Source organism: Corynebacterium sp. HMSC075D04 (assembly GCF_001815635.1).
Classification (GTDB): Bacteria; Actinomycetota; Actinomycetes; order Mycobacteriales; family Mycobacteriaceae; genus Corynebacterium; species Corynebacterium coyleae.
On record NZ_KV821315.1, the window covers coordinates 1 to 25,297 of the forward strand.

General features: G+C 62.5%; 23 protein-coding genes and 1 pseudogene. 15 read left to right on the plus strand and 9 right to left on the minus strand.

Annotation, left to right across the window (positions count from 1 at the left end):
* Positions 1-289 precede the first annotated feature (289 nt).
* Positions 290-1,480, plus strand: coding sequence for an IS256-like element ISAmas1 family transposase (locus tag HMPREF3048_RS03175; protein ID WP_141758841.1), 1,191 nt, complete (start codon positions 290-292; stop codon positions 1,478-1,480).
* Between the two features lie 177 nt (positions 1,481-1,657).
* Here HMPREF3048_RS03175 and HMPREF3048_RS03180 read toward each other — a convergent pair whose 3' ends face one another.
* Entirely contained in the window at positions 1,658-2,161 is a 504-nt protein-coding gene (locus HMPREF3048_RS03180; protein WP_246816748.1) for an SHOCT domain-containing protein, read from the minus strand.
* A 127-nt stretch (positions 2,162-2,288) separates the two neighbouring features.
* Here HMPREF3048_RS03180 and HMPREF3048_RS03185 point away from each other — a divergent pair, with 127 nt between their 5' ends.
* From HMPREF3048_RS03185 to HMPREF3048_RS03195, 5 genes and pseudogenes are all read left to right on the plus strand, one after another.
* Positions 2,289-2,600 carry a transposase family protein gene (locus HMPREF3048_RS03185; protein ID WP_007000757.1) on the plus strand — a complete coding sequence of 104 codons (312 nt, stop codon included), beginning with the start codon at positions 2,289-2,291 and terminating at the stop codon, positions 2,598-2,600.
* 123 nt (positions 2,601-2,723) lie between these two features.
* Positions 2,724-2,912: pseudogene (locus tag HMPREF3048_RS12030) on the plus strand (IS256 family transposase); the annotation flags it as partial.
* Positions 2,913-3,113: 201 nt separating this feature from the next.
* Positions 3,114-4,259, plus strand: a complete 1,146-nt coding sequence (locus HMPREF3048_RS12035; RefSeq protein WP_141758836.1) for a hypothetical protein — start codon at positions 3,114-3,116, stop codon at positions 4,257-4,259.
* A gap of 45 nt (positions 4,260-4,304) precedes the next feature.
* Positions 4,305-5,696: an MFS transporter gene (locus HMPREF3048_RS03190; protein WP_070771173.1), complete on the plus strand. Its 1,392-nt coding sequence runs from the start codon at positions 4,305-4,307 to the stop codon at positions 5,694-5,696.
* The gene (locus HMPREF3048_RS03195) at positions 5,689-6,885 is read left to right on the plus strand and encodes a hypothetical protein (RefSeq protein WP_070484929.1); all 1,197 of its coding nucleotides are present in this window, start codon (positions 5,689-5,691) and stop codon (positions 6,883-6,885) included. The genes HMPREF3048_RS03190 and HMPREF3048_RS03195 overlap by 8 nt, the downstream gene beginning before the upstream one ends.
* Here the strand turns inward: HMPREF3048_RS03195 and HMPREF3048_RS12235 are convergent.
* A complete protein-coding gene (locus HMPREF3048_RS12235; RefSeq protein WP_070484930.1) occupies positions 6,863-7,249 on the minus strand; it encodes a cupredoxin domain-containing protein in 387 nt (128 codons plus the stop codon). The two genes, HMPREF3048_RS03195 and HMPREF3048_RS12235, sit on opposite strands and share 23 nt — an antisense overlap.
* Here HMPREF3048_RS12235 and HMPREF3048_RS03205 point away from each other — a divergent pair.
* Genes HMPREF3048_RS03205 through HMPREF3048_RS03220 form a run of 4 tightly spaced genes read left to right on the plus strand, consistent with a single transcriptional unit; the run spans position 7,230 to position 12,211 of the window.
* Positions 7,230-8,060 (plus strand): MarR family transcriptional regulator, encoded by an 831-nt coding sequence (locus HMPREF3048_RS03205; protein WP_342448777.1) that lies wholly within the window; start codon positions 7,230-7,232, stop codon positions 8,058-8,060. The two genes, HMPREF3048_RS12235 and HMPREF3048_RS03205, sit on opposite strands and share 20 nt — an antisense overlap.
* 28 nt (positions 8,061-8,088) lie before the next feature.
* Complete coding sequence (locus HMPREF3048_RS03210) at positions 8,089-9,750, plus strand: glutaminase (RefSeq protein ID WP_070771175.1); 1,662 nt, start codon at positions 8,089-8,091, stop codon at positions 9,748-9,750.
* 48 nt (positions 9,751-9,798) lie between these two features.
* The gene (locus tag HMPREF3048_RS03215; protein WP_070452029.1) at positions 9,799-11,043 is read left to right on the plus strand and encodes an ATP-binding protein; all 1,245 of its coding nucleotides are present in this window, start codon (positions 9,799-9,801) and stop codon (positions 11,041-11,043) included.
* A 10-nt stretch (positions 11,044-11,053) separates the two neighbouring features.
* Positions 11,054-12,211: an alpha-amylase family protein gene (locus HMPREF3048_RS03220; protein WP_070421967.1), complete on the plus strand. Its 1,158-nt coding sequence runs from the start codon at positions 11,054-11,056 to the stop codon at positions 12,209-12,211.
* On the opposite strand, the gene HMPREF3048_RS03225 is transcribed toward HMPREF3048_RS03220, so the two are convergent.
* The 3 genes from HMPREF3048_RS03225 to HMPREF3048_RS03235 form a co-directional block, all read right to left on the minus strand.
* The gene (locus tag HMPREF3048_RS03225; RefSeq protein WP_070771176.1) at positions 12,190-12,756 is read right to left on the minus strand and encodes a hypothetical protein; all 567 of its coding nucleotides are present in this window, start codon (positions 12,754-12,756) and stop codon (positions 12,190-12,192) included. The genes HMPREF3048_RS03220 and HMPREF3048_RS03225 overlap by 22 nt on opposite strands.
* A gap of 47 nt (positions 12,757-12,803) precedes the next feature.
* Positions 12,804-13,364, minus strand: a complete 561-nt coding sequence (locus HMPREF3048_RS11730) for an excalibur calcium-binding domain-containing protein (protein ID WP_083316694.1) — start codon at positions 13,362-13,364, stop codon at positions 12,804-12,806.
* 188 nt (positions 13,365-13,552) lie between these two features.
* Positions 13,553-14,866: a M20/M25/M40 family metallo-hydrolase gene (locus HMPREF3048_RS03235; protein WP_070771178.1), complete on the minus strand. Its 1,314-nt coding sequence runs from the start codon at positions 14,864-14,866 to the stop codon at positions 13,553-13,555.
* Between the two features lie 41 nt (positions 14,867-14,907).
* Between HMPREF3048_RS03235 and HMPREF3048_RS03240 the strand changes: the two genes are divergently transcribed.
* Entirely contained in the window at positions 14,908-15,498 is a 591-nt protein-coding gene (locus tag HMPREF3048_RS03240; protein WP_070771179.1) for a TetR/AcrR family transcriptional regulator, read from the plus strand.
* 11 nt (positions 15,499-15,509) lie between these two features.
* The gene (gene amn / locus HMPREF3048_RS03245; protein ID WP_070771180.1) at positions 15,510-16,868 is read left to right on the plus strand and encodes an AMP nucleosidase; all 1,359 of its coding nucleotides are present in this window, start codon (positions 15,510-15,512) and stop codon (positions 16,866-16,868) included.
* A 142-nt stretch (positions 16,869-17,010) separates the two neighbouring features.
* Here amn and HMPREF3048_RS03250 read toward each other — a convergent pair whose 3' ends face one another.
* The gene (locus tag HMPREF3048_RS03250; RefSeq protein WP_141758837.1) at positions 17,011-17,892 is read right to left on the minus strand and encodes a hypothetical protein; all 882 of its coding nucleotides are present in this window, start codon (positions 17,890-17,892) and stop codon (positions 17,011-17,013) included.
* Positions 17,893-17,928: 36 nt separating this feature from the next.
* Here HMPREF3048_RS03250 and HMPREF3048_RS03255 point away from each other — a divergent pair, with 36 nt between their 5' ends.
* Positions 17,929-18,861 carry a Sir2 family NAD-dependent protein deacetylase gene (locus HMPREF3048_RS03255; protein WP_070421972.1) on the plus strand — a complete coding sequence of 311 codons (933 nt, stop codon included), beginning with the start codon at positions 17,929-17,931 and terminating at the stop codon, positions 18,859-18,861.
* Positions 18,858-19,997, plus strand: coding sequence for a glycosyltransferase 87 family protein (locus HMPREF3048_RS03260; RefSeq protein ID WP_070771182.1), 1,140 nt, complete (start codon positions 18,858-18,860; stop codon positions 19,995-19,997). The genes HMPREF3048_RS03255 and HMPREF3048_RS03260 overlap by 4 nt, the downstream gene beginning before the upstream one ends.
* Before the next feature lie 764 nt (positions 19,998-20,761).
* On the opposite strand, the gene HMPREF3048_RS03270 is transcribed toward HMPREF3048_RS03260, so the two are convergent.
* Both HMPREF3048_RS03270 and HMPREF3048_RS03275 read right to left on the minus strand, forming a co-directional pair.
* Positions 20,762-21,514 carry a hypothetical protein gene (locus HMPREF3048_RS03270; protein WP_083316698.1) on the minus strand — a complete coding sequence of 251 codons (753 nt, stop codon included), beginning with the start codon at positions 21,512-21,514 and terminating at the stop codon, positions 20,762-20,764.
* Positions 21,514-22,578, minus strand: a complete 1,065-nt coding sequence (locus HMPREF3048_RS03275; RefSeq protein WP_070771183.1) for an ROK family transcriptional regulator — start codon at positions 22,576-22,578, stop codon at positions 21,514-21,516. The genes HMPREF3048_RS03270 and HMPREF3048_RS03275 overlap by 1 nt, the downstream gene beginning before the upstream one ends.
* A gap of 67 nt (positions 22,579-22,645) precedes the next feature.
* Here HMPREF3048_RS03275 and HMPREF3048_RS03280 point away from each other — a divergent pair, with 67 nt between their 5' ends.
* Positions 22,646-24,277 (plus strand): DUF885 domain-containing protein, encoded by a 1,632-nt coding sequence (locus HMPREF3048_RS03280; RefSeq protein WP_246818834.1) that lies wholly within the window; start codon positions 22,646-22,648, stop codon positions 24,275-24,277.
* On the opposite strand, the gene HMPREF3048_RS03285 is transcribed toward HMPREF3048_RS03280, so the two are convergent.
* Entirely contained in the window at positions 24,274-25,293 is a 1,020-nt protein-coding gene (locus HMPREF3048_RS03285) for an AbrB family transcriptional regulator (RefSeq protein ID WP_141758838.1), read from the minus strand. The genes HMPREF3048_RS03280 and HMPREF3048_RS03285 overlap by 4 nt on opposite strands.
* Between the last annotated feature and the right edge of the window lie 4 nt (positions 25,294-25,297).

Below are 25,297 nucleotides of genomic sequence, written 5' to 3' on the forward strand. Positions count from 1 at the left end.
GAGACATGCGGAACGATGTCACCGAACCAGACACCCCCCCCGGGCACAAACTAAGTCCCGACACATACTCTCCGGAGTGTGGGTCGGGGCTTTTGCTGTTTTGACCCCTGAAGGTGGTAGGAAATTTGGGTTAAGTAGCAAAATGTGTGTCTGATTTTCGCAGTCCTCACTGCTCAGACGGCATAAATCGGCCGTATATAAGGTTTCGCACCTTATATATGCTCGATTCTCGTTCAATCCACCGGAATGGCATCCTCATGTGCTAGTCGGGGATTGGTGTGCTTTCTGGGTGAGTAGAAACAGACCACGTTGCCCAGTATGCGCTGGGGAAATGAAGAAAAATGGCACCACTTCCAAAGGCACAACCAGGTGGCGGTGCAAAAACCCAGATTGCGGCAGCTCGACGACACGCCGCCGCACCGATCACACCCAAACTCGCGACTTTCAAGCGTTCATCTCTTATGCGACTTGCACCGCCTCATTGGCCGAGGTCGCTCGCCTGCGAAACATCAGCCGGTGGACCCTAGATCGCCGATTCGCGCCGTTTTGGCTCATCGATGTGCCCAACGATGGTGAACCTCACCGCGTCTATGACCAGATCTTCATCGACGGTACCTACACCGCCGCTGGCTGCCTCCTCGTCGCGGCCAGCTATGACCACGTCATCGCATGGCACTGGGCGAAAAGCGAAACCGCCCACGCCTACACCCAATTGCTCAAAAAGATCGCCGAGCCACTATGTGTGGTCCTCGACGGCGGACAAGGAGCACTCACCGCCATTAAAGCGTGCTGGCCAAACACGCTCATTCAGCGCTGCCTAGTCCATGCCCAACGCGCGATCCGTCGCTACACGTCGACCCAACCACGCACCGACGCGGGCAAGGCGATCTACGCACTGGCGTTGAAACTGACCCGCATCACCACACTTGACCAGGCACGCGAATGGACACTGCGTCTCCACGACTTCGGACAGGTCTATAAAGCATTCCTCGACGAAAAGACCCCCGTGCCAAAAGAACGGCGCACGCTGAATCACCAGTGGGAATGGACCCACCTGCGAGTTCGCAAGGCATACAACTCCCTGCTGCACCTCTCACGGAAAGGATGGCTGTTTACCTACCTGCAGCCGCCCAAAAACGCACTCGAGCCAAACCGGTGGGTCTCAACAACCAACAGCCTCGAAGGCGGCATCAACGCCCAGCTCAAACGCATCGCCGATGCACACCGCGGCAGGTCAGGAGAACGCCAACGAAAAATGCTCGAGTGGTGCCTGTATGCAAAAACGCAACTGCCTGACGATCCACTCACGATCGCCAGGCGGTGCAATTTCGGACAAGACCAACTCGCCAAAGTCAACGATCTTGCCGAAGAAGACCACAACAAAGCCGACCAAGAAACAGGACGACCAGCCTTCTACGACAACGCTATCCCAACCGAATACAACCACTCGATACGAATCAGAAAAGGCCCCATGAAATAGCACAAAAAGTGTCCGACCGACGACACGCCGACCGGACACACATTTTGCTACTTAACCCCTTTTTGACCCTTAACCCAAAAATAACCCCGCAGGTTTCCCTGCGGGGTGTTGTCATTAGAACGGTACTTCTTCGCCCTCGGACCGCGACGCTGCGGCTGGCGAGTGAGCGGACCAGGGTCAGACCGAGGAGAGCGCCCTTGCCTTGATCTGGTCGAACTCCTGCTGGGTAATCGCTCCCGAGTCGAGAAGGGCCTTCGCCGAGGCGATCTCATCGGTCGGGCTCGATCCGGCGGAGCCGCCGGCGACGGACTTGATGTACTCCTCCTGCCGCTGCTGGAGCTCCTGGTGCGCCTCGGCCGCGCGGTCGGTCATCCCCCGACCTCGAACAAGCAGGTACGCGAGCATTCCGATGAACGGCAGCGCGACGATGAACACCACCCACAGCGCCTTCGCGAAGCCGCCGAGGTCCTTGCTGCGGAAGAGATCTCCGAAGATCCACCACAGGGACATGAACCATGCGAAGAAGATGAAGAACTCGAACATGGCGAGTAGGAATGAGCCGTTGTCGTCGAACATCTGCTGACTGCCTCCTGACTGGATGGACGCTGGCCGAGCGGTCCACGCGGACCCCAGCGCACGACGGTTAGGAACAAGGACGTGCCCGGGCCGTCGCCGAACCACGTTAGCAGATCTTCCTCACCAAGCGTGGTAGCCGGGTTGCGACGCGCTGACCGGGTTGGGCTGGTGAAGACGGACCTGGGACTCCACGATTCGTAGCGACCAAGCAACGGATCGAGAGGAGTCCCAGGTGAGTGTTGAGGCTACCGTCCTGCCCGCTGCGATGCTCGGCATCTCGGGGTTGGTGGTGCTTGCCGCCGGTGAGTACGGCGGTGAGCTGGAGCTGTTGGTGGAGACCTCCGAGTCGGTGACCGGGTGCCCGCGGTGCGGGGTGGTCGCGGTGGCCCGCGGCCGGCGTGAGCATCTGGTGCGTGACATCCCCTCGGCGGGGCGGCCGGTGCTGCTGGTGTGGCGCAAGCGGCTGTGGCGGTGCGCCGAACCGGCGTGCCCGCAACGTACCCGGTCAGTACACCTAATAAAGCGACGTCAGTACGTTCGCTAATGCTCGAGCTGATCTTTCATCGCTCGTACCTCTCGGCTGCCAGCGTGGTCACTTATTCGCAACCGCCCACCGTGCGTTCTCTACACCCCTCACCGTTGCACCCGCGTGAGACTCTTAGACGGACCTGACGATCCACTCACGATCGCCAGGCGGTGCAATTTCGGACAAGACCAACTCGCCAAAGTCAACGATCTTGCCGAAGAAGACCACAACAAAGCCGACCAAGAAACAGGACGACCAGCCTTCTACGACAACGCTATCCCAACCGAATACAACCACTCGATACGAATCAGAAAAGGCCCCATGAAATAGCACAAAAAGTGTCCGACCGACGACACGCCGACCGGACACACATTTTGCTACTTAACCCGGAAATTTTAAGCCCCGGGCGCTTGCTTGAGCAGAGGCGACACCGGGGCGTACGAGAAAGAGATTACACTTAAAGGGCGCTACGTCCAAGCATAGGTGCTGGATTTGTGCGCACATTCATAAAAGGTCAAGGGGGTTGACACTTTGGGGTCCTTAGATGGGGTTGAAGGTCCTGGTTCCGAGTTTTTCTTCTCAAAGCTCGTCAGTGACTCGCGCTTTGCGCCGTATCTGCAGGAAGCAAACAACGATGTGCAGAAAGCCAGAGAGCTTTATCTTTGGGCTGGGGAGGTTGCCTCTGCAGGTCTGGAGTTACTTGCCCATTTTGAAGTTGGGCTGAGAAACGTCATCGATAAGGCTCTCAGGGAGCATTTCGAACACGATGCTGGCTCAGTGCCGTGGATATTCTCTCGAAATCCTTTAATTGGAGAAGGAGTCCGGGAAAGGGTTGAAGACACAAGGGAGGGATTAAGTCCCCACCACCGAGATTCGCGGGCGCAGATAACCGCGAACTTGCATTTCGGATTTTGGACTCGAATGCTCGGAAAAGGCAACGACGAGCTCTGGCGCCTCTGTTTGCAACGCGCGTTCCCTTATGCCCGAAGTCGTAGCGAAGTTGGCGCCGCAGTGGAAGGGATTAGGAACTTTCGTAATCGCGTGGCTCACCACGATTCGATTCTTGATACCGATGTCCCGTTTGAATGCGATCGAATATTTGCGGTGGCGAACTATGTTGATCCTGCGTTCGAGCATTTTCTTAAGGCAGTAGACCGCGTTGAGTCCCTGTACAACCGGCGCCCGACCGAACCAGCAGATACTTTGTTAGTTCCTGGAAAGAAGGAATGGGAGCTTTATAAAAAGACGTCTGTGTATGTCTGTAAATCAGGACGAACGTTTCGTCCTGTGCGTCATCTTGCGTTTTATGTTGACAGAAAGATTCAAACTGAGATTCCTGCGGTCAAGTATCGGCAGGACAATATCACCTGGAATTTGAACGAGGCGCGGCTCTTAAGGAAAGAGGCAAAAGACCGCAACAGGCCTGAACTGCGGAAAATCGCGCAAGCCATTGAAGAGCTATCTCAAAATGGATGGTGTGATGGCAGTGGGGTTGAAGGTCGGTATCAAGCGTTTGTGTTGACCTCAAAGGACGAAACGCAACCACTTGGAGCGCATCGGACTTTGCCAAGTGAAATTGAAAATACTGCGTCCGGTAAAGGCAGTGGTTGGGTGACTAAGCAGCGCTATTTGTACTTAGAGCGACTTATGCAGCAAGGTGCGGCCTACCTGGCGTAGATCCTGCGACAAGGTGAAAAAGAACCGCGCGGTAGTATTCCCCGCATGGAATCCACCAGCACACCCGCGCAGCGCTGGGGCTTCTTTGCTGTTGTATCTCTCGGCCTGCTCATGATCGGGCTGGATAATTCAATTTTGTACACGGCGTTGCCCGCGCTTGAACGTAGTCTCGGCGCAGGTCCCAGCGAGGGCCTGTGGATCATTAACGCCTACCCGCTCGCACTTGCGGGCCTTCTGCTTGGCACAGGCACGCTGGGGGACCGGGTGGGCCACCGCAAGATGTTCCTGATCGGTCTCGGGATTTTCGGTGTGGCGTCGCTGGGGGCGGCGTTCGCGCCGGGCACGGCTGAGATGATCGCGGCACGCGCGATGCTTGGCGTGGGCGCGGCGGTGATGATGCCGGCGACGTTGGCGTTGATCCGTCTGACGTTTTCCGACGAGCGCGAGCGCAACCTTGCCATCGGTATTTGGGGCGCGGTTGCCGTGGTTGGCGGCGCGCTCGGACCGGTGGTTGGTGGTCTGCTTCTGGAGTTCTTCTGGGTCGGTTCGGTGTTCCTCATCAACGTGCCGATTGTGTTGCTTGCGCTCGTGCTTACGGTGTGGCTGGCGCCGCCGAATCTGCCGGATCCGAACAAGGCGTGGGACGTCATATCTTCGCTGTATTCGCTGGTTGCGCTGTCGGGCCTGACGATGGCGATCAAGCAGGCTGCGAACACCCAAAGCGTCGCGCTGCTGGTCGGCTCGATCGTGGCGTGCGTGTTGGGCTCGTGGCTGTTTGTGCGGCGTCAGGCGCGCCTCGATGACCCGCTGCTCACCTTCGACATCTTCCGGTCCCGCATGTTCACCGGCGGCGTTGTTGCCGCGGCGGGTGGCATGTTCATCATGGCGGGCGCGGAATTGATGACGACGCAGAAGCTGCAGCTTGTCGACGAATTTACGCCCCTGAAGGCCGGCACCACCGTCGTCGCCATGGCCGTGGCCGCCATTCCCGCGTCGACGCTCGGTGGCGCGTTTTTGCACAAGGTTGGCTTCATGCCGTTGATCGCTGGTGGTTTCGCGTTATCGGTGGTGGGGGCTGGTCTGCTGGTGGTGGGCGCGTCGTCGCATAGCGTGCTGTTCGAGGTTGTGTCGCTTGCGGTGTTGGGCTTTGCGGTGGGCTCGGTGATGAGTGTGTCGTCGATTGCGATCATTGGCGCGGCTCCGATGAACCGTTCCGGCATGGCGGCGGGTGTGGAGGAGGTCTCCTACGAGTTCGGCACCCTGACCACCGTCGCGCTGACCGGTTCGCTGCTCCAGCGGGGTCTGGATGGTGGCGCGACGTACACCGAGTCGTACGAGAATGTGCTGTTCGTGCTGGCCGTATCTGCGGTTGTGTTCGCGGCGGCCACGTGGTGGTGCTTCCGCGACAACCCGAAGTCGGGGTCGGTCAATGCCTGATATGAATCCGCGGGCGTGGCACCGCAAAGCCTCCAAGCCGGTGAGCATTTGGATGGGCGTGTTCATCATCGTGGGGCTTGTCCACCCGTTCATCCCTGAGGGATCGTGGCTGCTCATCCACATTTTTACGCTGGGCATTCTGACAAACTCGATCCTGTTGTGGTCGCAGACGCTCACTGAGCGCTTCCTGGGGCGCAAGCTTGACGACGCCACCCGCCCCGCCCAGCTCACCCGCACCTATCTGCTCAACGCCGGCGTCGTTGCCACGCTCGTTGGTCAGGTGGCGCTGTGGTACTGGCTGACCTGGGTCGGCGCGCTGGTCGTCGGCATTGTGGTGGCGTGGCATGCGGTGGTGTTGGCGGGGCAGGTCAGGGCGTCGCAACGAAGCAATGCGAGTGTGTACGGCTTCGTGGCCTCGGCGTGCTGTCTGCCGGTCGGTGCGCTGTTCGGCGCGGCGCTGTCGGCCGGACTGCCTGGTCAGTGGCACGGTGCGGTGCGCCAGGCGCACATGTTCATCAACGTTGGCGGCTTCGTCGGCTTTGCAGCCATGGGCGCGCTGAGCGTGCTGTTTCCCGCGATGTGGCGCACGCGCGCCGTGGGGAGGGTCGGTGTGGCACTGGTGCTCGCTGGCGCTGGCGTCACCGTGGCGGTCGCGGGTGCGCTGCTGCGGATGTCCGTGGTTACCGGCATCGGCACCATGGTGATCGTTGCGGGCTGGGCGTGGCTCTACCAGGGCTTTGTGGTTAACGCGCTGACGGTGCTTCGCGATCCCCGAGGTCGCATCACCTACCCAGCGCTATCGGCCCTGTTCGCGGTTGCGTGGCTGATTGGCGGGCTGACCTGGTACGCAGTGCGCCTGTTCGGCGGATCTGCCGACATTCCAACGTTGCCGCTGCTGCTCGGGTTTGCAGCACAACTGCTCATCGGCGCGATGAGCTACCTCATGCCAACCATGATGGGCGGTGGGCCGGCAGCGGTGAAGGCCGGGCTCCGTGAACTCAACCGGGCTGCCTACGTGCGCGTCGGCCTGTTCAATGTGGCGCTGTTGGCATGGCTGGCGGTGAACAATTCCTACGCGCGGATTGTGCTGTCCTTCGTCGTATTTGGCGTGCTCGTGGCGTTCATTCCGCTGCTCGCACGGGCCGTGAAGGCGCAGGTGGCGTTGATTAAGGCGTCACGTCGACCCTAAAGAGCATCCCCATTGTTTTGTGCCCGGCGATGGTGCACCACCCGAGCGTGTCAACGTTGAACTCGCCGTAATAGGCGCTCGCGCTCTCGCCGGGGCTGAGTCGGCCCGAGTATCCCTCGCCAACTTTCAGGTCGTGTTCTTTGTCGCCGGAGTTTGTCAGGTTGACCACGAGTTTGGTGCCACGTGGAACCTCGACACGGTCGGGGATAAACCGCATGCCTTCGATGTCCACATCAACGTGGACGACGTCGTCGCCAGTTGGAAGCTCGCCTTGGGCAGGCGCCAGGAGTGTTGCTGCGGATGCAGTCCCAGCTATGAGTGCCGCGACCACGGACCAAGCTGCGATGTGGGTGTTGCGCGCCACGGACGGCTCCTTAGTAGTGAGTTTGCGTAACACTCATTGTACGACTCGCGAAAATCAAATTGGAGTACAACTCAGTAAGGCATATAATTTCAGGAATGCCCGTAACACGTCCAGGAGAATGCGCATGGAACGCAGACATGCACCGCGACCATCTGGTGAGCTGATCGCAGCCGTTCACCGGCTGACCGCGAAACAGGTCGACGTGTTCCACGAGGTGCAGCGCCACCCTGAGGGAGTCCAAGTCGCCGAGATCGGCGAGGCGCTTGGCATGCACCCCAACACAGTGCGCGGCCACCTCGACGAACTGATGAGCGCAGGCGTGGTCAGCCGCCACGTCGCTACCGGATCTGGCAGGGGCCGCCCGTCGCACGTGTACACCGCTCGGGTTGCACGCACGAGCAGTGCGTCGCGCGCAATTGTGGCACTGGTGGAGGTGCTTGCGAGCAAACTGCCTGACGACGCCACCGCCACCACCGCTAAGGCCATCGGCCGCGAATGGGCCAACCGGATCAACGCCCGCCCTGAAAGCGGTACCGCAACAGACCTGGACTGTGCGGAGCGACAGGCCGCCGAGATGCTGCGGGAGATGGGCTTCGATCCGCTGCACCGCCCCGACGCCACAACCCGGAAAGTGCGGGAACTCGGCCTCAACGCCTGTCCCTTCATCACGGAGAGTGGCAAGCGCCCTGCCCCGGTCATCTGTGCGCTGCACGAAGGGTTCTTGGAGGAAAGCCTCGACGGCTTCAAGGTGCAGTTGCGCCCCCACGACCGGCCAGGGGAGTGCGGGGCCCGTCTGACCAAGCGGCCTTAGTATCCTCCGCAGGTCCTACACTTGCGGCATGCGTTCGCCTGTGACTGAATACCTGCACGACATCGTCGAATCGGTGCGTGACCACGACTCCGGCCACCGCGCCGACTACATCGACGTGCTCAAACACGCCGACCCCGACAAGCTCGGGCTTGCGTTGTGCACCGCAGACGGACAGCTTTACGCGGTCGGGGACTGCGACTACGAGTTTTCCATCCAGTCCATCTCCAAACCGTTCGTCTACGCGCTGGCGCTGGACATGTACGGGCCCGACGAGGTCCACACCCACGTCGGCGTCGAGCCCTCCGGCGAGGCCTTCAACGCACTTTCGCTTGATAGCGAAGGCCGGCCCGCCAACCCCCTTATCAACGCCGGCGCCATCACCGTCAACCAACTCATCGGTGGCCCAGACATCCCCGTGGAGCAGCGCAGCGAGAAACTTCGCGCCTACTTCTCCCGCCTCGCCGGCCGCGAACTGCGCATCGACCAGCAGGTATTCGAATCCGAAAAGGCCACTGCCGACCGCAACAAGGCGTTCGCCCACATGCTGCGCGAAGCCGGAACCATTAGCGACGACGCCCACGACGCCGTCGCCTCCTACATCGCCCAGTGCGCCATCCTGGCCACCGTCAAGGACCTCGCGGTGATGGCGGCAACCCTTGCCAACGCCGGCATCCAACCCGTCACCGGGGAGCGCATCGTCTCGGCGGAAGCGGCCCGACTCGCCCAAGCCGTGATGGTCTCCGCCGGCATGTACGACGCCTCCGGGCGCTGGATGGTCAACGTCGGCATCCCCGCGAAGTCAGGCGTGGCCGGTGGCTTGATCGGGACGTTGCCGGGCCAGTTAGGTATTGCGTCGCTAAGCCCGCGCCTGGATAAACAGGGCAACTCCGTGCGCGGAGTAAAAATCTTCCAGGAACTGTCCAGCTCCATGGGCCTGAACCTGCTGTCGTCGAACTTCTACTTCGCGCCGGGCATCCGCCGGATCGAACGCCGCGATGACGCCGAAATCGTCGAACTGCAAGGCATGATCACGTTCACCTCCGCTGAGAAGATCCTCCGTGGTCTTTCCCAGCGCCGCCTGACCAGCACAAACCTCATCCTTGACGTCTCTGGCGTGACCGCGTTTAACAAGGCCGGCCGCGACCTGATCAAAGACGGCCTCATGCAGTACCGGGACGAGGGCTACAACATCTCCATCTACGACCCGGACCACACGCTGTCGGACTACGAGTTTGCCGACGGCACCACAGCCCAAGCCATCCGCGACTTCACCGCATCTTTCTCCGTCCCCGCCACGCGCGAAGAGGTCTACCAAGCGATCACCAAACCCAAAACCTGGTGGGACGAACGCGTCGAAGGCGACGCCGCCGAACAAGGCTCCGAGTTCCACTACTCCGACGACGACCGCTACGTCGGCTTCTCCGTCAAGGAAGCCGACGACGGCAAGCGCATCGTCTGGGACGTCGAACCAACCGACAACCCCAAGGAAGACCACGAGTGGGACGACACGTCGCTTATCTTCGACATCGAAGAGGACGAGTCCGGCAAAACCAAGGTCAACTTCACCCACCGCGGCATGCGCCCCCACGACAGCGGCTACGAAGAAATTGCCAAGGAGTGGCGCGAGCGCATCGCCAAGGGCCTGCAGCCGCTCATTCGGCGCAGGGAGGAAAATTCGACCGATTCATGACGGAAAAAACGACCGATTCACGACGGAAAATTGGTATGGTTCGTGTCTATGGGATACCTGCAACGGGCCGTAGACACCCAACTTGACCAGCTCCTTCCGTATGCGTCTGCTATTGCGGTTGAGGGGCCGAAAGGTGTCGGCAAAACCGAAACTGCGCGCCGGCGAGCGTCGACGGTGCTCAAGCTCGACACGGATGAGGGTGCCGGAGTTCTCGCCTCGGATCCGGCGTTCACCGCAAGCCCTGATGGCACGATCTTGATCGATGAATGGCAGCGCCACCCCGAGTCCTGGGATTACGTCAGGCGGGCGGTGGATAATGGTGCTCCCGCCGGGCGTTTTCTCCTGACCGGCTCAGCCACTCCCGTAGCCGGGACTGATACTCACAGCGGAGCAGGGCGCATCTTGTCAATGCGGATGAGACCGTTGGCGTTGTTTGAACGGCGTGGCTGGGAGTCGTCGATAAGCATGCGCGAACTTTTTCAAGGCGACGCAACCATCGCAGGCGAGACCGACAAAACCCTGAAAGACTACATTGACGCGATAGCGTCCGGCGGCTTCCCGGGGTTCTATGAAGCGCCACCGGTACTCCGCAACCAGCAGCTGGACTCCTATCTCACCCGTGTGGTGGATCGCGACCTCCCTGAGCAGGGCTACACCGCGCGCAACCCAACAGCGTTGATGAACTGGCTAGCGGCGTACGCAGCAGCCAGCTCCACGACGACGAGCTACCAGGAGATTCTCGACGCAGCCACGCCCGGACAAACCAACAAACCCGCCAAATCCACGACGATGGTGTACAGAGAAAAACTCGCCGAGTTGTGGATGCTGGACCCCGTGCCAGCTTGGGACATGCGACGCTCCCCGTTCGCTGGCCTCGCGAAAGCACCGAAACACCAGCTTGCGGACCCAGCGTTTGTCCTGCGTCTGCTGGAGATTCCAGCTGCGAAACTCACGGGACGGTTCAACTATCTGCTCGGACCACTGTTCGAGTCGCTCGCCACCCTCACCGTGCGGGTAGCGGCGCAAGCATCCTTCGGTACTGTCGGCCACTTCCGCACGGTCAAAGGGGATCGAGAGGTCGACCTCATTGCACAGGACCAAGACGGTGCGATCGTGGCATTGGAGGTCAAACTGGCCGCCAACGTGGGTGACGACGACGTCAAGCACCTACTTTGGTTGCGCGAGAAACTCCCGGACGATGTTGTGGACGCGGTGATCCTCACCACCGGCAACCGCGCCTACCGCCGCCCCGACGGAATCGCGGTCGTACCGCTGGCGCTGCTCGGTGCGTAGGCTCGGGCACATGTTGGATCGCACAATCTGGTGGCACGTCTACCCGCTCGCCGCGCTCGGCGCGCCGATCCGCGACACTAAAGATGCCGCACACCGCCTACGCGGACTCGAGGCGTGGCTGGACTACCTGGTCGAACTCGGCTGCAATGGCCTGCTGCTCGGTCCCATTTTCGAGTCGGTCACCCATGGCTACGACACCCTCGACCACCTGCGCATTGACGCAAGGCTTGGCGACGACACCGACATCGACTGGCTTATCAACGCCTGCGCAACCCGTGGCATCAACATAATGCTCGACGGGGTCTTTAACCACGTGGCCCGCACCCACCCTTGGGTTGAGCAAGGTCTTGCCGGCGACACGGACTGGGAGGGTCACAACGAACTGGCCACACTCCACCACGACGAGCGAGAGATCCGGGATGCGGTCGTCGACATCATGTGCCACTGGCTGCGCCGCGGCATCGCGGGGTGGCGCCTCGACGTCGCCTACGCCGTCCCGTCCGAATTCTGGCGCGACGTGCTCTCCCGCGTTCGCGAGGAGTTCCCTGACGCAATGTTCCTCGGGGAGGTCATCCACGGCGACTACGCAGAGATCGCCGCGGCCGGCACGCTCGACGCAGTCACCCAGTATGAACTGTGGAAAGCCACCTGGTCATCGCTTGCCGACGCCAACTTTTGGGAACTCGCCCATGCCCTCGAACGCCACCCCGCCGACCTGTTGACCAACACGTTCATCGGCAACCACGATGTGGACAGGATCGCCTCCACAGTCGGACCCGACAAACTGATCCTCGCCGCCGCGATTCTCATGACCGTGCCCGGCATGCCGTCGATCTACTACGGCGATGAACAAGGCTTCACCGGCACCCGCGGCGAGGGCTGGTCTGCCGACGACGCCGTCCGCCCCGCCCTGCCAACCACCCCGGCCGAACTCTCGCCACTGGGTGGGTGGATTTTTACGGAGTATCAGAAGCTGATTGGGGTGCGTCGTCGCAACGCATGGCTCACACGCGCACGCGTTGAGGTGCTGGATAAAACCAACGAAACGATCTCGTTTACCTGCACCGACGGCGAACACACCCTCCAGACTGACCTGTGGCTTGACCCCACGCCCGGCGTGCGCATCCACGCCGACGGCAACGAGCTTTACAGCTGGATGTTGAAGTAAGCCAGGATCTGCGCCAACGCGTCCTGCAGCATCTTCAGCAGGTCCGGCAACTGCAGCGTGGTCACGCCCGCGACCGGCACATCAACCGACGGCACGCCAGCCGGGGTGAGGTTGATGCGCTCCGGGAACTGCGGCTGAATGTTCAGCTTCGGCTGCTGCTTCGGCTGCTGTGGCTGTTGTTTAGGCTGCTGAGCCGGCGCTTGCGGTTTCGGCTGCTGGGTCTGCTGCTTCGGGGCGGTGGTGTTGGCCGTCTTGTTGCCGCCCTGGGTGCCCTTGAGGCCGCATCGGTTGGCGGCTTCGTCGACACGCGACAGTGCCTCGAGGATCTGTGGGCCGCGACGGTCGAACGCCGCGAGCGTGCGGGCCTGGCGGACTTTCTGCTGGTAGTCGGCGTCGTTGGTCCAGTAGCGGGAGGCCTGGTCGCAGGAGATCGGGCCGGACGGCAGCGCGGCAAGTGCGTCGTCGATGGCGTCAGCTTGGGCGGTCGGCGCGGCGGCGATCGTGCCGGCCAGCGCGGCGGTCATTGCGAGAGTACGGAACTTCATGCGGAACAGTATGTCACGGATGGGGCAGATGTGACAGGTGGGAAGAGCTACTTCGGGCGCTTTTCGCATCCAATCCCGTCGCCATCGCGGTCTAGGTGGGAGCCGTAGCCCGGGTCATTGCTTCGAATGGGGCGTCCCAAGTCGTTCCAAACGGCGCGGCAGTTCGGGTATGCCCTCGACGGTGCGGGTGCCGGGGCAGGCTCCGGCCGTTGCACCGGCTTCGGAGCAGGGGTTGGAGCGGGCCGCGGTGCAGGTTTCGGTGCTGGCCTCGGTGCTGTTTTCGAGGCGGGCTTCTTCGGTGCGGGCTTCGGTTTCGCGTGGCAAGGGATGTACTTCGGTGCAGGGTTCGGAATGAATCCCTGTTTCATCGCCCAGCATGTGCCAGCAGCGATCGCCCCGTACACGGCAATGGCGCCAGCAAGTCCAAGCGCGATCTCGAGCGGGGTGTATTCCTCTGCGATGGCGGGGTTCTGCTCGGGATTTGCAGTAGTCGTGACTGGGGTGGCTGTCGCGGTAGTGCTTGGTTCCACGGCTTCGGCTGCGGGCGCTGTTAACGTTCCGGCAGTGACGGCGCTGGCGGCAAGCGCCGCTACGAGAGTTTTCTTCATGCGTTAAGCATCCCACGTGGCCACCTTTGCTTCATATGCAGGTCTCGATATGCGTAATCCCAGGTTGGAGCGTTTTCCCGAAATTACGGCGGAAACTCGGAAAACGTCGTGACCAGCAGTTACGCATATCGAGACCTGCATATGAAGGGAAATGGGGCGAGAAATGGGGCGAGAAATGGCCGCGAAACCTACGCCCCGACGAAGCGGCGGATCAGGGAACGGTACGCCCGGACCGTGAGGTCGACGTCTTCAAGGGAGACGGATTCGTCGTGGCTGTGGAGCTCACCTAGAACAGACCCCAGCGTTTCGCCGCGCCCGTGGAGGGCGAATCCGTAGCCGACACCACCTTTACGACGAGCAAAGCGCAGGTCGGATCCACCCGCCGCGATCGTCGGGACGACGGGGACGTCGGGGAAGAATTCGTGGAAGGTGTCCACGATGGCGTCGTAAAGCGGGCCCGAGGTGGGGGAGACGGTGCCGGGTTCGGTGATGAGGTGGGTGATCTCCACCTCGTCGGCAAGGTCGCCGAGCGCTTCCCGCAGCAGATCGTCGATCTCTTCTTGCGTTTGGCCAGGCAAGGGCCGGATGTCGAGCTCCATCCAGGCGACGGACGGCAACACGTTGATCGCCTCGCCGGCACGCAGCACGGTGGGGGAGATGGTGAGGTGGCTCATGGCGTGGGAGTAGCCCTGCAGCTGACCGAACGTCTCGTAGCCTTCGCCGCGCAGCAAGGCCGCTTCGGTGTCGGGGTCGAATTTCCAGGCGCGGACGTAGCCCTCCCAGATGTCGTCGCTACGCACTTCGGGCGTGATGGTGGCGATGCGGCGCGCGACCTCACCGATCTTGGTTACCGCCATGTCGCGGCCGAACGGCGCGGAGCCGTGGCCGGCGTCGCCATGCACGGTCAAGCGGCGCTGTGCGGCGCCCTTCTCGCCGACGACGATCACGAGCGCGTCGGAGCCGTCGGACACAGGCAGGTGGGAGCCGCCCTCCTCGGACAGGCAGTTCGCCCAAGGGAACGACGCGTTCTCCGAAAGCCACGCCGCGCCGAGGCCACCGCGGGCCTCCTCGTCGGCGCATCCCACGAAGGTCAGGGTGCCTTTGGGTTGCGTGCCGGAGAGGGCAACGTCGCGCACAGCCGCCGCCATCGCTGCAGTGATGTAGAGCATGTCGGTGGCGCCGCGCCCGTACATGCGGCCGTTTTTGATCTCACCCCCGAACGGGTCAACTGTCCATTTATCCTCGTCGACGGGCACGACATCGGTGTGGCCCAAAAGGGTGAGTGGCTCGGCGTTGGGGTCGGTGCCTTCGATGGAAAACGCTACGGAAACTCGACCCGGATGGGGTTCGAAGCGTTCGACGTTTACACGGGTATCCCCGAAGAATTCCTGCAGCGTGCGGGCGTTTCTTTCCTCGTGTCCAGAATCTGCCGTTAGGTTGTTGACGCATCCATTTCTAATAAGGGCATGTAACAGTTCCAGGGTGTCATCGGTTAGGCTCATACCACATAACACTAATGTCGGAAATTTTTTGGAGACATGGGATGACTGAAACTATCCTCCCGGGCCGCCGCTCGGACAGCCAAGACCCGCGTGCACTGCGCACGCGAAAGGCGCTTATCGACGCCACCATGCGCCTCCTCAACGACTACGAGGTCGCTGAGCTCAACGTCTCGCAAATCGTGAAAGAAGCAGGCGTGAGCCGTCAGGTGTTTTACCAGCACTTTGAGGACCGCGACGCCCTCGTGCTCGCCACCGCAGCGCAGTGGGTCTTGGCGGCCTACGGCAGTTTCGCGGAACGATTCAGCATTGACAAGAACTTTGAAGCGTCGGTCACTGCACTGGCGCAGAGCACCGCCGGTCACTACACCGCTGCCGTGCGCATCATCGACTCGCCGATCCACAGCCTGCTGGACAACCAGGTGTACGAGGTCATGCTGCCCACCATGCGCGAACAACTCCTGCCCCGCGCCGCCCGTTGGGAAAACGCGGACATGAAGCTTGTCGACGACATGGCCCGGTTCTACATCGCAGGCATGCAGCAACTCATTGAGCAGTGCATCCGCGAAGGCGTTCCCGTAGAGGAGTTTGGTCGCCGCGCCGAAGCCGTGCGCCGCGTGCTCATTCGTGAGTAGCCTGGCGGGGTATGAACCAGGTACGTGAGGTCGTCGAAAAGCTAAAAGCCCTGTACAACGCGTCGTGCGACATCGCACGCGCCGGAGACTTCGAACGCTACGGGGAAGTGCGCTACCCCAAACTCACCGTCGAAGTCCGCGAATGGCGCCCCATCGACCGCTCCAAAACCTTCGGCTACGTCGACAAAGCCGGCACCTACTCCGCCGTCCTCTCCCGCCCCGACCTGCTCGAGGACTACCTCATCGCCCAACTCGAGGCGCTGACCTCGAACTATCCGTGCTCCATGCGTGTGGAGTACTCCGATATCGTCATCCCGCCCGCCTACATCAAGGGCACACCGCCTATCGACGAAACACGCAACCTGCCCCGACCCGCCCTCGACGACGTCCACGACGCCATCGTCGACGGCCACTGGGACGCCTTCCACGGTCCGGAAAAACCCCTGTTCCACTTCGGCCCGCAACGCTTCGACCTCGCCATCGCGCGACTCGAGCACTACACCGGCATCGACGTAGACACCCTGCAGCGCTACATCCTGTTCACCAACTACGCCATGCACGTCACCGAATTCGTGCGCTTCGGCCTGCGTGAACTGTCCGACCCCGACTCGCGCTACACCCGCCTCGTCCTCCCCTCCGGCGAAACAGTTTCCGACACCGTCGCGCTCGAAGACCTGGAGCTGGGGTCGAAGTTCCAGATGCCGCGCTACGACCTGATCACCGAAAACGGCGACGGCATCACCATGATCAACATCGGCGTCGGCCCCTCCAACGCCAAAACCATCACCGACTCGCTGGCCGTTCTGCGTCCGGAAGCGTGGATCATGATCGGCCACTGCGCCGGCCTGGACGCCCGCATGCGCATCGGCGACCTCATCCTCGGCAACGCCTACGAACGCCACGACCACGTTCTCGACGACTACCTGCGCCGCGAACTGCCCATCCCCGCCGTCCCCGAAGTGCAACGCACCCTGGAAAAGGCCGTGACCAAGGTGTACGGCGACGACACGTCGTTGATGCGCACCGGCACCGTCCTGTCCACCGGCGACCGGAACTGGGAGTGGAAAGACCCGCAGGACCTGTGGGAATGGCTCCGGGGATCCACCGCCGCAGCCGTAGACATGGAGTCCTGCACCATCGCCGCCAACGGCTACCGCTACCGCGTCCCCTACGGCACCCTGCTGGCCGTATCCGACCTGCCGTTGCACGCTGTGCCGAAACTGCCCGCCGGCGCCCAGGCGTTCTACTCCAACTCGAAGGAAGCCCACGTCATGTGTGCCGTGCGTGCGATGGAGAAGCTTGCCCGGCGCCCCGAACGTCTCCGGACCCGGAAGCTGCGCCGCACGATCGGTGAGGTCCCGTTCCGGTAGGCCCTTCGCGCTTCATATGCAGGGCTCGATATGCGTAACCCCTGGTCACGGCGTTTTGCGGAAAATTGGCCGAGGTTTCTGAAAACGCGCTGACCTGCACTTACGCATATCGAGCCCTGCATATGAACAAAACCCCGCACACCTAACGGCCAAGTTCGAGGCGCGCCCGCACCGCCCCGACGAACTCCTCGGGGTGCTCCTCCAGGTAGCGCGGCGCGTACCGGAGCAGGGGATGGCCGGCGTTGCCGAGGCGGTCGGCGCGCGTTTTCTCGTCGAGAAGTGCCTTGTGCGCAGGGCCGAAGGTGGTGTCGTCGTACTTCACGCGCCCATCGATCTCAACTCCCAACCACCCGTTAATCAGCAGGTCAACGCGGTACCTCCACCGGGTGAGTGTGACGTTGGCGCGGACGTCGGTGATGCCGGCTTCGATGAGCAAAGCGCGCGCGTAGGCCTCGGGTGCGGATTCGGACAGGGTCGACGCGTGCTGCGCGGCCAGGCGGGCGGCGGGTTTGCCTGGGAAGCGCGGCTCAGTTTCGACGAGGTGCTGAAGCTGTGCCGGTGTGAAGCCACCGCGTTGGACGAGCCAGTCTGCGGCGACGAGTGCGTGGGTGAAGCCGTCGAGGCGGGCAATGTCTAGAAAGGTTTGCAATGGTGACGTAGTGGACATGGCTTCCCCGCGGCGGATCCGGGAGGCGGGGAGTGTGCGTTGCACGTAGCGTACGCCGGCGGGCCATGTTGAGCGCCGCGGCACCGACGGCAACACCAGCGCGACCTGGTCTAGCGGCGTGTTCACGACCCACATGTCGTTGAGGTACGCGGAGGCGCGACCGGTGATCACGGCGGCGTGGACGGCAAGGCCCGCGCAGTAGGCCCGGGCCCAGTGCTGCTGGTGGACCTTCAAGGCGTCGTACGAGCTGCGCGCCAGCGCGTGTGACGTGGATAGGCGAAGTAGGTCGCTGCTGAGATATGTCTGCCCCCGGACGTCGACAAGGTTGGTTCTGATTTCGGTTTTCCATTCCCCCATGCGGGAAATCCTAGGTGGTTTGTACACTGCCTGGCGATGGAAACTTTCTTCGACGACCCCGCGATTGCGATGGCGCATCGGTCCGCTGTGCGTTCGATTGAGCGGGTGGTCAAGGAAACGGCAACGCCGACCCCGAACGCGCAGCAACGCGTCATAGAACAGTTAAGGAACCCAAAAACGCTGGTCATCACGGGCGCGGGCGTGTCGACGGATTCGGGCATTCCCGACTATCGCTCCGAAACCGGCCGTTTGACCAAGGGCCGTCCGATGACGTTTCAGGAGTTCGCGCATTCGCCGCGTCAGGTGCGTCGGTATTGGGCGCGTGCGTTCGTCGGTATGCAGTTCATGCGGGCGGCGCGGCCAAACCGGACGCATTTTGCGCTTGCGGAGCTCGAGCAGGCCGGCCTGATTCGTGGCATTGTCACGCAAAACGTCGATGGACTGCACACACAGGCGGGCTCGCGAAACGTGATTGCGTTGCATGGCGATATGGAGCATGTGGTGTGCCTGGACTGCAATGTGTTGCATGAGCGATCGCTTATCGACGACCTCCTCACCGCCGCCAACCCCAACTACTTCAATTCTGTCGAGGTGGTCGGGACGATGATCAACCCGGACGGCGACGTGGAACTGCGCCAAGAGGACGTGGAGCGCTTCCGCATGATCACGTGCCCGAACTGTGGCTCGGAGCGCTTGAAGCCTAGCGTGGTCTACTTCGGCGAGAACGTGCCCAAGGCCACGCGAACACAGGCCGATCAGTGGCTGGCGGAGTCGACGGGTGTGGTTGCGATTGGCACGTCGCTTGCGGTGATGAGCGGCTACAAGTTCATTCTGGATGCGAAGAAGCAGGGCAAACCTACCGCTGTGATCAATGGCGGGCCGGGGCGTGCGGATACGAAGGTGGACACGCTGTGGCGCACTGACGTCGCTGACGCCATGGATGCGATCCTGGACGGGCTCGACTTGTGATTCTCCTGCTCATTGTTGTTGCAGTAGCGGTTTATCGTTACGTCACTACGCCGTTGGAGACGGCGTTTTCCACCGCCTACCCAAGTGATCTCCACGTCTACGTGCTGGGCGGGCAGCAGGTGAAGGACCACCTGCCGCTCTATGCGCACGACCTGTTGCCGGGCTTGCCGTTTACGTATCCGCCGTTTGCGGGCGTGGTGTTTTCGTGGCTGCCAACCGAGGAGTGGTTCGGCGTCGCCTGGAAGTTGGCCAGTGTGGTGGTGTTGGCCGGGGTGGTGTGGGGGTCGTCGATAAGCAAGAAGCACGTGGTGCCGCTGGTGGCCTTTTTCGTGCTGTGCACGGAGCCGGTGCAGGGCACGCTGTACTTCGGGCAGGTGAACCTGCTGCTCATGGGGCTGGTGTGCCTGGATTTCCTGCCGAAGAACAGGTTGCCGGGCATCGGGACGGGCCTGGCTGCGGGGATCAAGCTCACGCCCGCGTTTTTCATCGTGTTGTTGATCTATCAGCGCAGGTGGGGCTCGGCATTCGTTGCCGCGTTCACGTTCGTGTGCACTGCGGCGAGCGGGATGAATGTGGTGGACGCGCCGAACTTTTGGACGCGCGCGATCTTCAGCACGCAACGGATTGGGGTGGACGAGAATCCGGGGGCGCAGTCCATACGCCAAGTGCTGGCCCGCGCCGGGATGGATTCGACGCTGCTGTGGCTCACGCTGTGTGCCGCCGTGACCATCCTTGCGCTCCTTGCTTGTCGACGAGCCCCCGCACCCCTCGCCGTCTCCTTCATCGGCCTGACCGCGTGCCTGGTTAGTCCGTTTTCCTGGTACCACCACTGGGTATGGATCGTGCCGCTTGGCGTGTTCGTCTTCGAGCGCTACGGTTCGGTGGCGCTCATGGTGCTGATGGCCCCGTACGCTTCGGTAGTGCTCTGGCCTGGCGCCCCGCAGTTCCTTTACATTGCCGTGCCAGTGCTCTTTATGGCGTGGTACGCGCTACCCTCGGGTTATGCGCATCCGTTTATACGCCGCAGCGACCGCGGCAGCCACAGCACTCGTCCTCGCCCCAGCAGCCTCCGCCGACCCGGCCCCCGTTACCGGCGTGGAACTCAACCAGCCCGCCGACCAGGTCATCGCGCTTGAGACGAAGTTCAACCTGACCAACGATGCGGAAACCGGCATCAGTGAACTGCGCAAGCTCCGCGGCGACATGTGGGACCAGAACGTGCCATACGACGGAAAAACGCTCCGCACGGTCGCTGCAGAACAGGGCCTGGATACCCGCGAGAAGTACGTCAACGCGGTGCAACTGGACACCGGCTACAACCTGATCGCACTGCAGCGTGCGGTGGAGGCGGCGAAGAAGTTCGCGCACGTCCGCCCGTTCAACGCAACGTGTACGGACAACTGCGGCCCGGAGGACACCGCCACCATCGGCGGCAAAGGAGGCTGGGGCGCGAACTTGCACAGCACGGCTAACATGAGCCGCGCCATGCAGGGGTGGGGTTATGGCGAGCTGGCGGACCTGAAGCGTCTGAACGGCAAGTGGTCCGACGACAAGAACAGCATGACCGGCCACCTGCACACGTTCCTGAACCCCACCGTGACTCGTGTCGGTTTCGCCGGTGCGGTCACCGCTGAGGGCGAGGCATCGGCTGCGGTGGTGGGCTACAAGCCGACCGACGTGGAATCCATGCCGCAGGGTTCCCAGAAGGTGGTTCTGCACCGTCCGGCGGATGGCAACGAAACCCCGAACACCACGCCGAAGAAGTTGGTCTTCGCGGGTGTCGGCGATAAGTCGCCGGACGACGTGCGTCGGACCGTGGGCATTGTGTTGACGGTGCTGTCGATCCTGGCCGCGATTGTGAAGTTCATCGAGCCGTACCTGCGCCCGATCGCCGATAAGTTTATGGGGCGATAGCCTCGGCGACTTGGTCGAGGGCATCCATGGTGTCCTCGTAGCTGCCGTCGGCGCTGCGCGCGCCGATGGCTACCCCAACGTGTTTGATCCAGCCGAGTTGGCGGGTGTGCCAGGAGCCGTCTTCCTCCACGTCTGACCAGCCGCCTTTGAACGGAACCCCCAACTGGCCGAGCCCGTAGGCCTGGTCTTCGGTGATGTTGCGCATGTCCGCCAGGACGGGTTGGGATTGGTCGCGGGTGCTTAAGTAGTGGGCGTATTTCGCCTGGTCGGCGAACGTCCAGCTGGTGGTGCCAAACGCGCTGCGCACGTTGACGTGCGGCCCGGCTTTTTCGATTTCCTCGCCGACGAGTTTGGCGGCTTCGAGGTCGTCGCCCATGCAGTCCCATAGGGCGCGGGCGGAGTCGTTGTCGGACCATTCGATGGAGGCCTGGGTGAAGTCCGCGATGGTGGCGTGGTCGTATTCGCAGTGCCGTTCGGCGGCGCGTGCGATGGGGATTTTGATGGTGGACCAGGCCGGCAGGGTGTCCAGGGAGCCGGCTTGGGTGAGGGTGGTGCCGTCGTAAAGAGCGACGCCCACCTCGGTGTTTGTCGCCTCCTCAATCTTTGCGACGACCCCCTCAAGGCCCTCATACTGCTCCTGCGTCTGCGTCGGTACTGCCTCGGTCTGCAACGGCTCAACCGGAACTTCTGTGGAACAGCCGGCCAGCAGTAGCACGGCAACCCAGGCGACCTTGCGCATTACGCCCCCGCAACCGCCAGGGGCTCGCGAAGCACGTAATCCAACGCCACGGCGCGGGCGATGTCGCGCACGACGTCTTTGTGGCTGGGGATCAGGCGCAGGTCGATGGGCCCGGAGATGTGTTCGCGGACAGTGCGGGCGAAGGGGGCGGAGGCGAGGGGGTCGTCGATAAACGCACTGCCTGCGACAACCACCGTGTTGGGGCAGTGGTCGGAGCACAGCCCAGCCACGAGCGTGCCCAGGCCGCGGGCGCGGCTGTCGAGCGCGGAACGGGTTGCCTCCCCGGCGTCCTCCACCGCCTGGCGCAGGGTGCGGATCGTGGGCACATCGATGGCGTCCAGCAGGCCCTGGGTGGTCAGCTCGCCCTGCTCGACCTCGATGGGGTTGACCCCTTCGGGGCTGGAGATGGCGCAGGCGAGGGAGTCGTCGGCAAACAGCGCCATGACCGACGGGGTGTCCAGGTCTGCGGTGGATTGCATCTCAGAGCCGACAATCGCGCTGGAAATCGAGGTGACCTGCACCGGCACGGAGAACTGCTCGCGCATCTGATCGCCGATGTTCACCCCGTCCCACCCCAGGTTGGGGGCGTAGACGTCGCCGCTGCCGCGCACCGTGCCGGATGTGGTCACGCCCACGGTGGCGAGCGGGCGGCCGACGCTGGTGGTCAGTTTGTTCAGGCCCGCCATGATGTGCTGGATGAAGTCGTCCTCGCTCATGCGCGCAACCGGCAGGTCCACGTCCACGCTGCGCAGGGTGCGGCCCTTGAGGTCGAACAGGGCGATGTAGGTGGAGTCGGTGCCCACGGACACACCCGCGTGCGTTTCGGTGGTTTCGGCGAGTTCGAGGGGGATGGTGGGCCGTCCACGGCCTTGGGATTGGGTGAGGTCGTTGCGTTCGGTGACGTATCCGGCGTCGACAAGCGCCGCGATTGCGCGGGTGACAGTGGGCTGAGACAGGCCGGTCGCGCGGACGAGCTCGCTGCGGGAGGTGAGTTCCTGCAGGCGAATGAGGTGCAGGCATTTCGCCGCGGGGGTACGAGGACGAGAAAACGAAGCCCAAGCCATAATGAATATATTTACTGGATGGTGCGACGAATTGTCCATTTGGCCAGCTCCTATACAATCGCCCAGCATGAGCCAACCCATGCGCGAGCCGTCGCTTCTCGACGCCACCTGCGAGGATTTCGTTTACGACCTCGCAGCCATCTCTCCCACGCTGGCAACCCAAATTGGCATCGATGGCCACGACGGCGAATTGCAGGACTTTTCCCCCGAGTACTGGGACCGGGTCGCAGACCGCATGCGCGACCTCATCGCCGACGTTGACGCGTTGAACGACTCCACCGATGACTCCGACGACGAAGACGACTTCGACGACGTAGACAACCTCACAGCCGCCATCCTGCGCGACCGCCTGTGTATGAAGCTCGAGCTTCACCACCGCGGCGAGCTCCTGCGCCAGCTGAACAACATTGCCTCACCGATTCAGGAGATCCGCGACTCGTTCGCGCTGATGCCGCGCGTGACGGAGCAGGACTTCGACGCCATCGCCTCTCGCATGTCGCGCATCCCGGCAGCGCTCGCCGGCTACCGCGAATCCCTGGCAGAGGCTGCCTCTGCCGGCGATGTGGCATCCCACCGCCAGATTGACACCGTGATCAACCAGTGCGAGGCGCTGGGCGAAAGCGACTCCCAACTCGACGAACTGGGCCTCCCGCCGGAGTCCAAGATCGTCGAAGAGGCGAAGGCCGCGTTCACACAGATGGCCGACTGGCTCTCCACCGAACTCGGACCCAAGTCCCCCCACGACGACGCCGTGGGCCGCGAGCGCTACGAACTGTTCGCCGAGTTCTTCCATGGCCGCAATGTGGACCTCGACGAGGGTTACGTCTGGGCGCAGGAGGAACTGAAGCGCACCGTCGATAAGCAGAAGCAGATCGCGCGCAAGCTTTACGACGACGACTCCGTCGCCGCCGCATACCGCCACCTGAACCAGGACGAGCGCTACACCATCCACGGCACCGACAACCTCCTCGCCTGGATGAACAGCGTCAACGAAGACGTGGCCAACGTGTTCCCGATCCCCGAGGGCATGCCCCCGGTGGAGTGCGCCATCGACCGCGCCGGCTCCGGCGGTATCTTCTACACCCCGCCAAGCGACGACATGATCCGCCCCGGCACCATGTGGTGGTCCGTCCCGGAAGGCCAGGAGACGTTCCACACCTGGCAGGAGTTGACCACCGTGTTCCACGAGGGCATCCCGGGCCACCACCTGCAGCACGCCTACGCCCTGCTCAACCGCGGTGAACTGAACATTTGGCGACGCTCCGTCTGCTGGAACTCCGCCCACGGCGAAGGTTGGGCGCTCTACGCCGAGCACCTCATGGATGGCTACCGCGAAGACCTCGGCTACCGCATGGGTCTGCTCGACTCCATGCGTCTGCGTCTCGCGCGCGTGATGGTGGACATCGGCGTACACCTGAAGAAGACCACCCCGGAAGGCACCGGCGTGTGGGACGCCCAGTACGCCAAGGCCTTCCTGCGCGACAACACCGCCATGGCGGAAGCCAACCTGGTCTTCGAGCTGGACCGTTACATGGGCTGGCCGGGCCAAGCCCCGTCGTATGCCCTGGGTTTCAAGGACTGGATCGACCTGCGCGACCAGGCCCTCAGCCGCGGCATGACCCAGGACGAGTTCCACACGAAGGCGCTGAGCCTGGGCTCAATGCCGATGGACATCCTGGCTCACGCGATCCTGCACTAGTCGTCTCGCTCGATTCGTTTCAGGATTCGGGGGACGAACCCGGCGAAGATCAATACGCAGATCAGCCGGATGAGCTGCAGTGCCACCACGGCGGGCCCGGCCCCGCCTTCTGCGGATAGGGCGAGCGCGGTCTCGAGCGCGCCGGGTGTGGTGGCGAGGTAGCCCTCGTAGAGGGTCAGACCCAGCCACTTGGCTACTACCCACCCGATGCCCGCACAGAACACCATGAGACCGACGATGTAGGCCATCGTCGCCGGCAGCAGTTTGGAAAACGCTTTCAACGCCGGCACGGACAGGCCGCCGCCGCACATCCAGCCAAGCGCTAGGAATGCCGTAATGCTCAGTGGTTCCGGGGGAACAATGGTGAAGTCCGCGAACGACCCAACCAGTACCGTGACCAGCATCGGCCCGAAAATGGACGGGTTGGGCAGCCGCAGCAATTTGCCCAGCGGGATACCAACACCGATCAACCCCGGGACCAGCAACCACATCCACCAATAGGGCTTGAGGTGCATGACTTCGCCGGCGGCGGGCGCATCCAAAAATGACACCACCACTGGCAGTGTTATCGACACCGTCAGCAACCGCAGGTACTGGCTCAGGCTGACGTAGCGCATGTCCGCCCCTAGGTCTCGCGCGAGCGCCGGCATCAGCGACGCCCCACCAGGCAGCAGCGACAGCACTCCCGTCTTCCTGGAGACGCCATGGTTCGCCAACACCAAACCACCGAAGAACGCCACTGCAATCACCAACACCGCCGCGATGAGGCCAGGGACCAAGAACGGCAGCAAATCACCTGGTGGAATACCTACCAGCGGCAGCGCCGCCACCACGCCGATCACACCGCGGGCGAGGGTGAACAGGTGCTCGTTGATCCGCAGGTCACGCTCAGTGACAATCGCGACCGTTCCAGCACCAACGATGCCGGCGAGAATCCATGCGGCCGGCACGTGCAGGTAGGTAAACGCCAGACCACACAACACCGACAATGGGGCGGCGACGATCCAACGGTTCATGTGG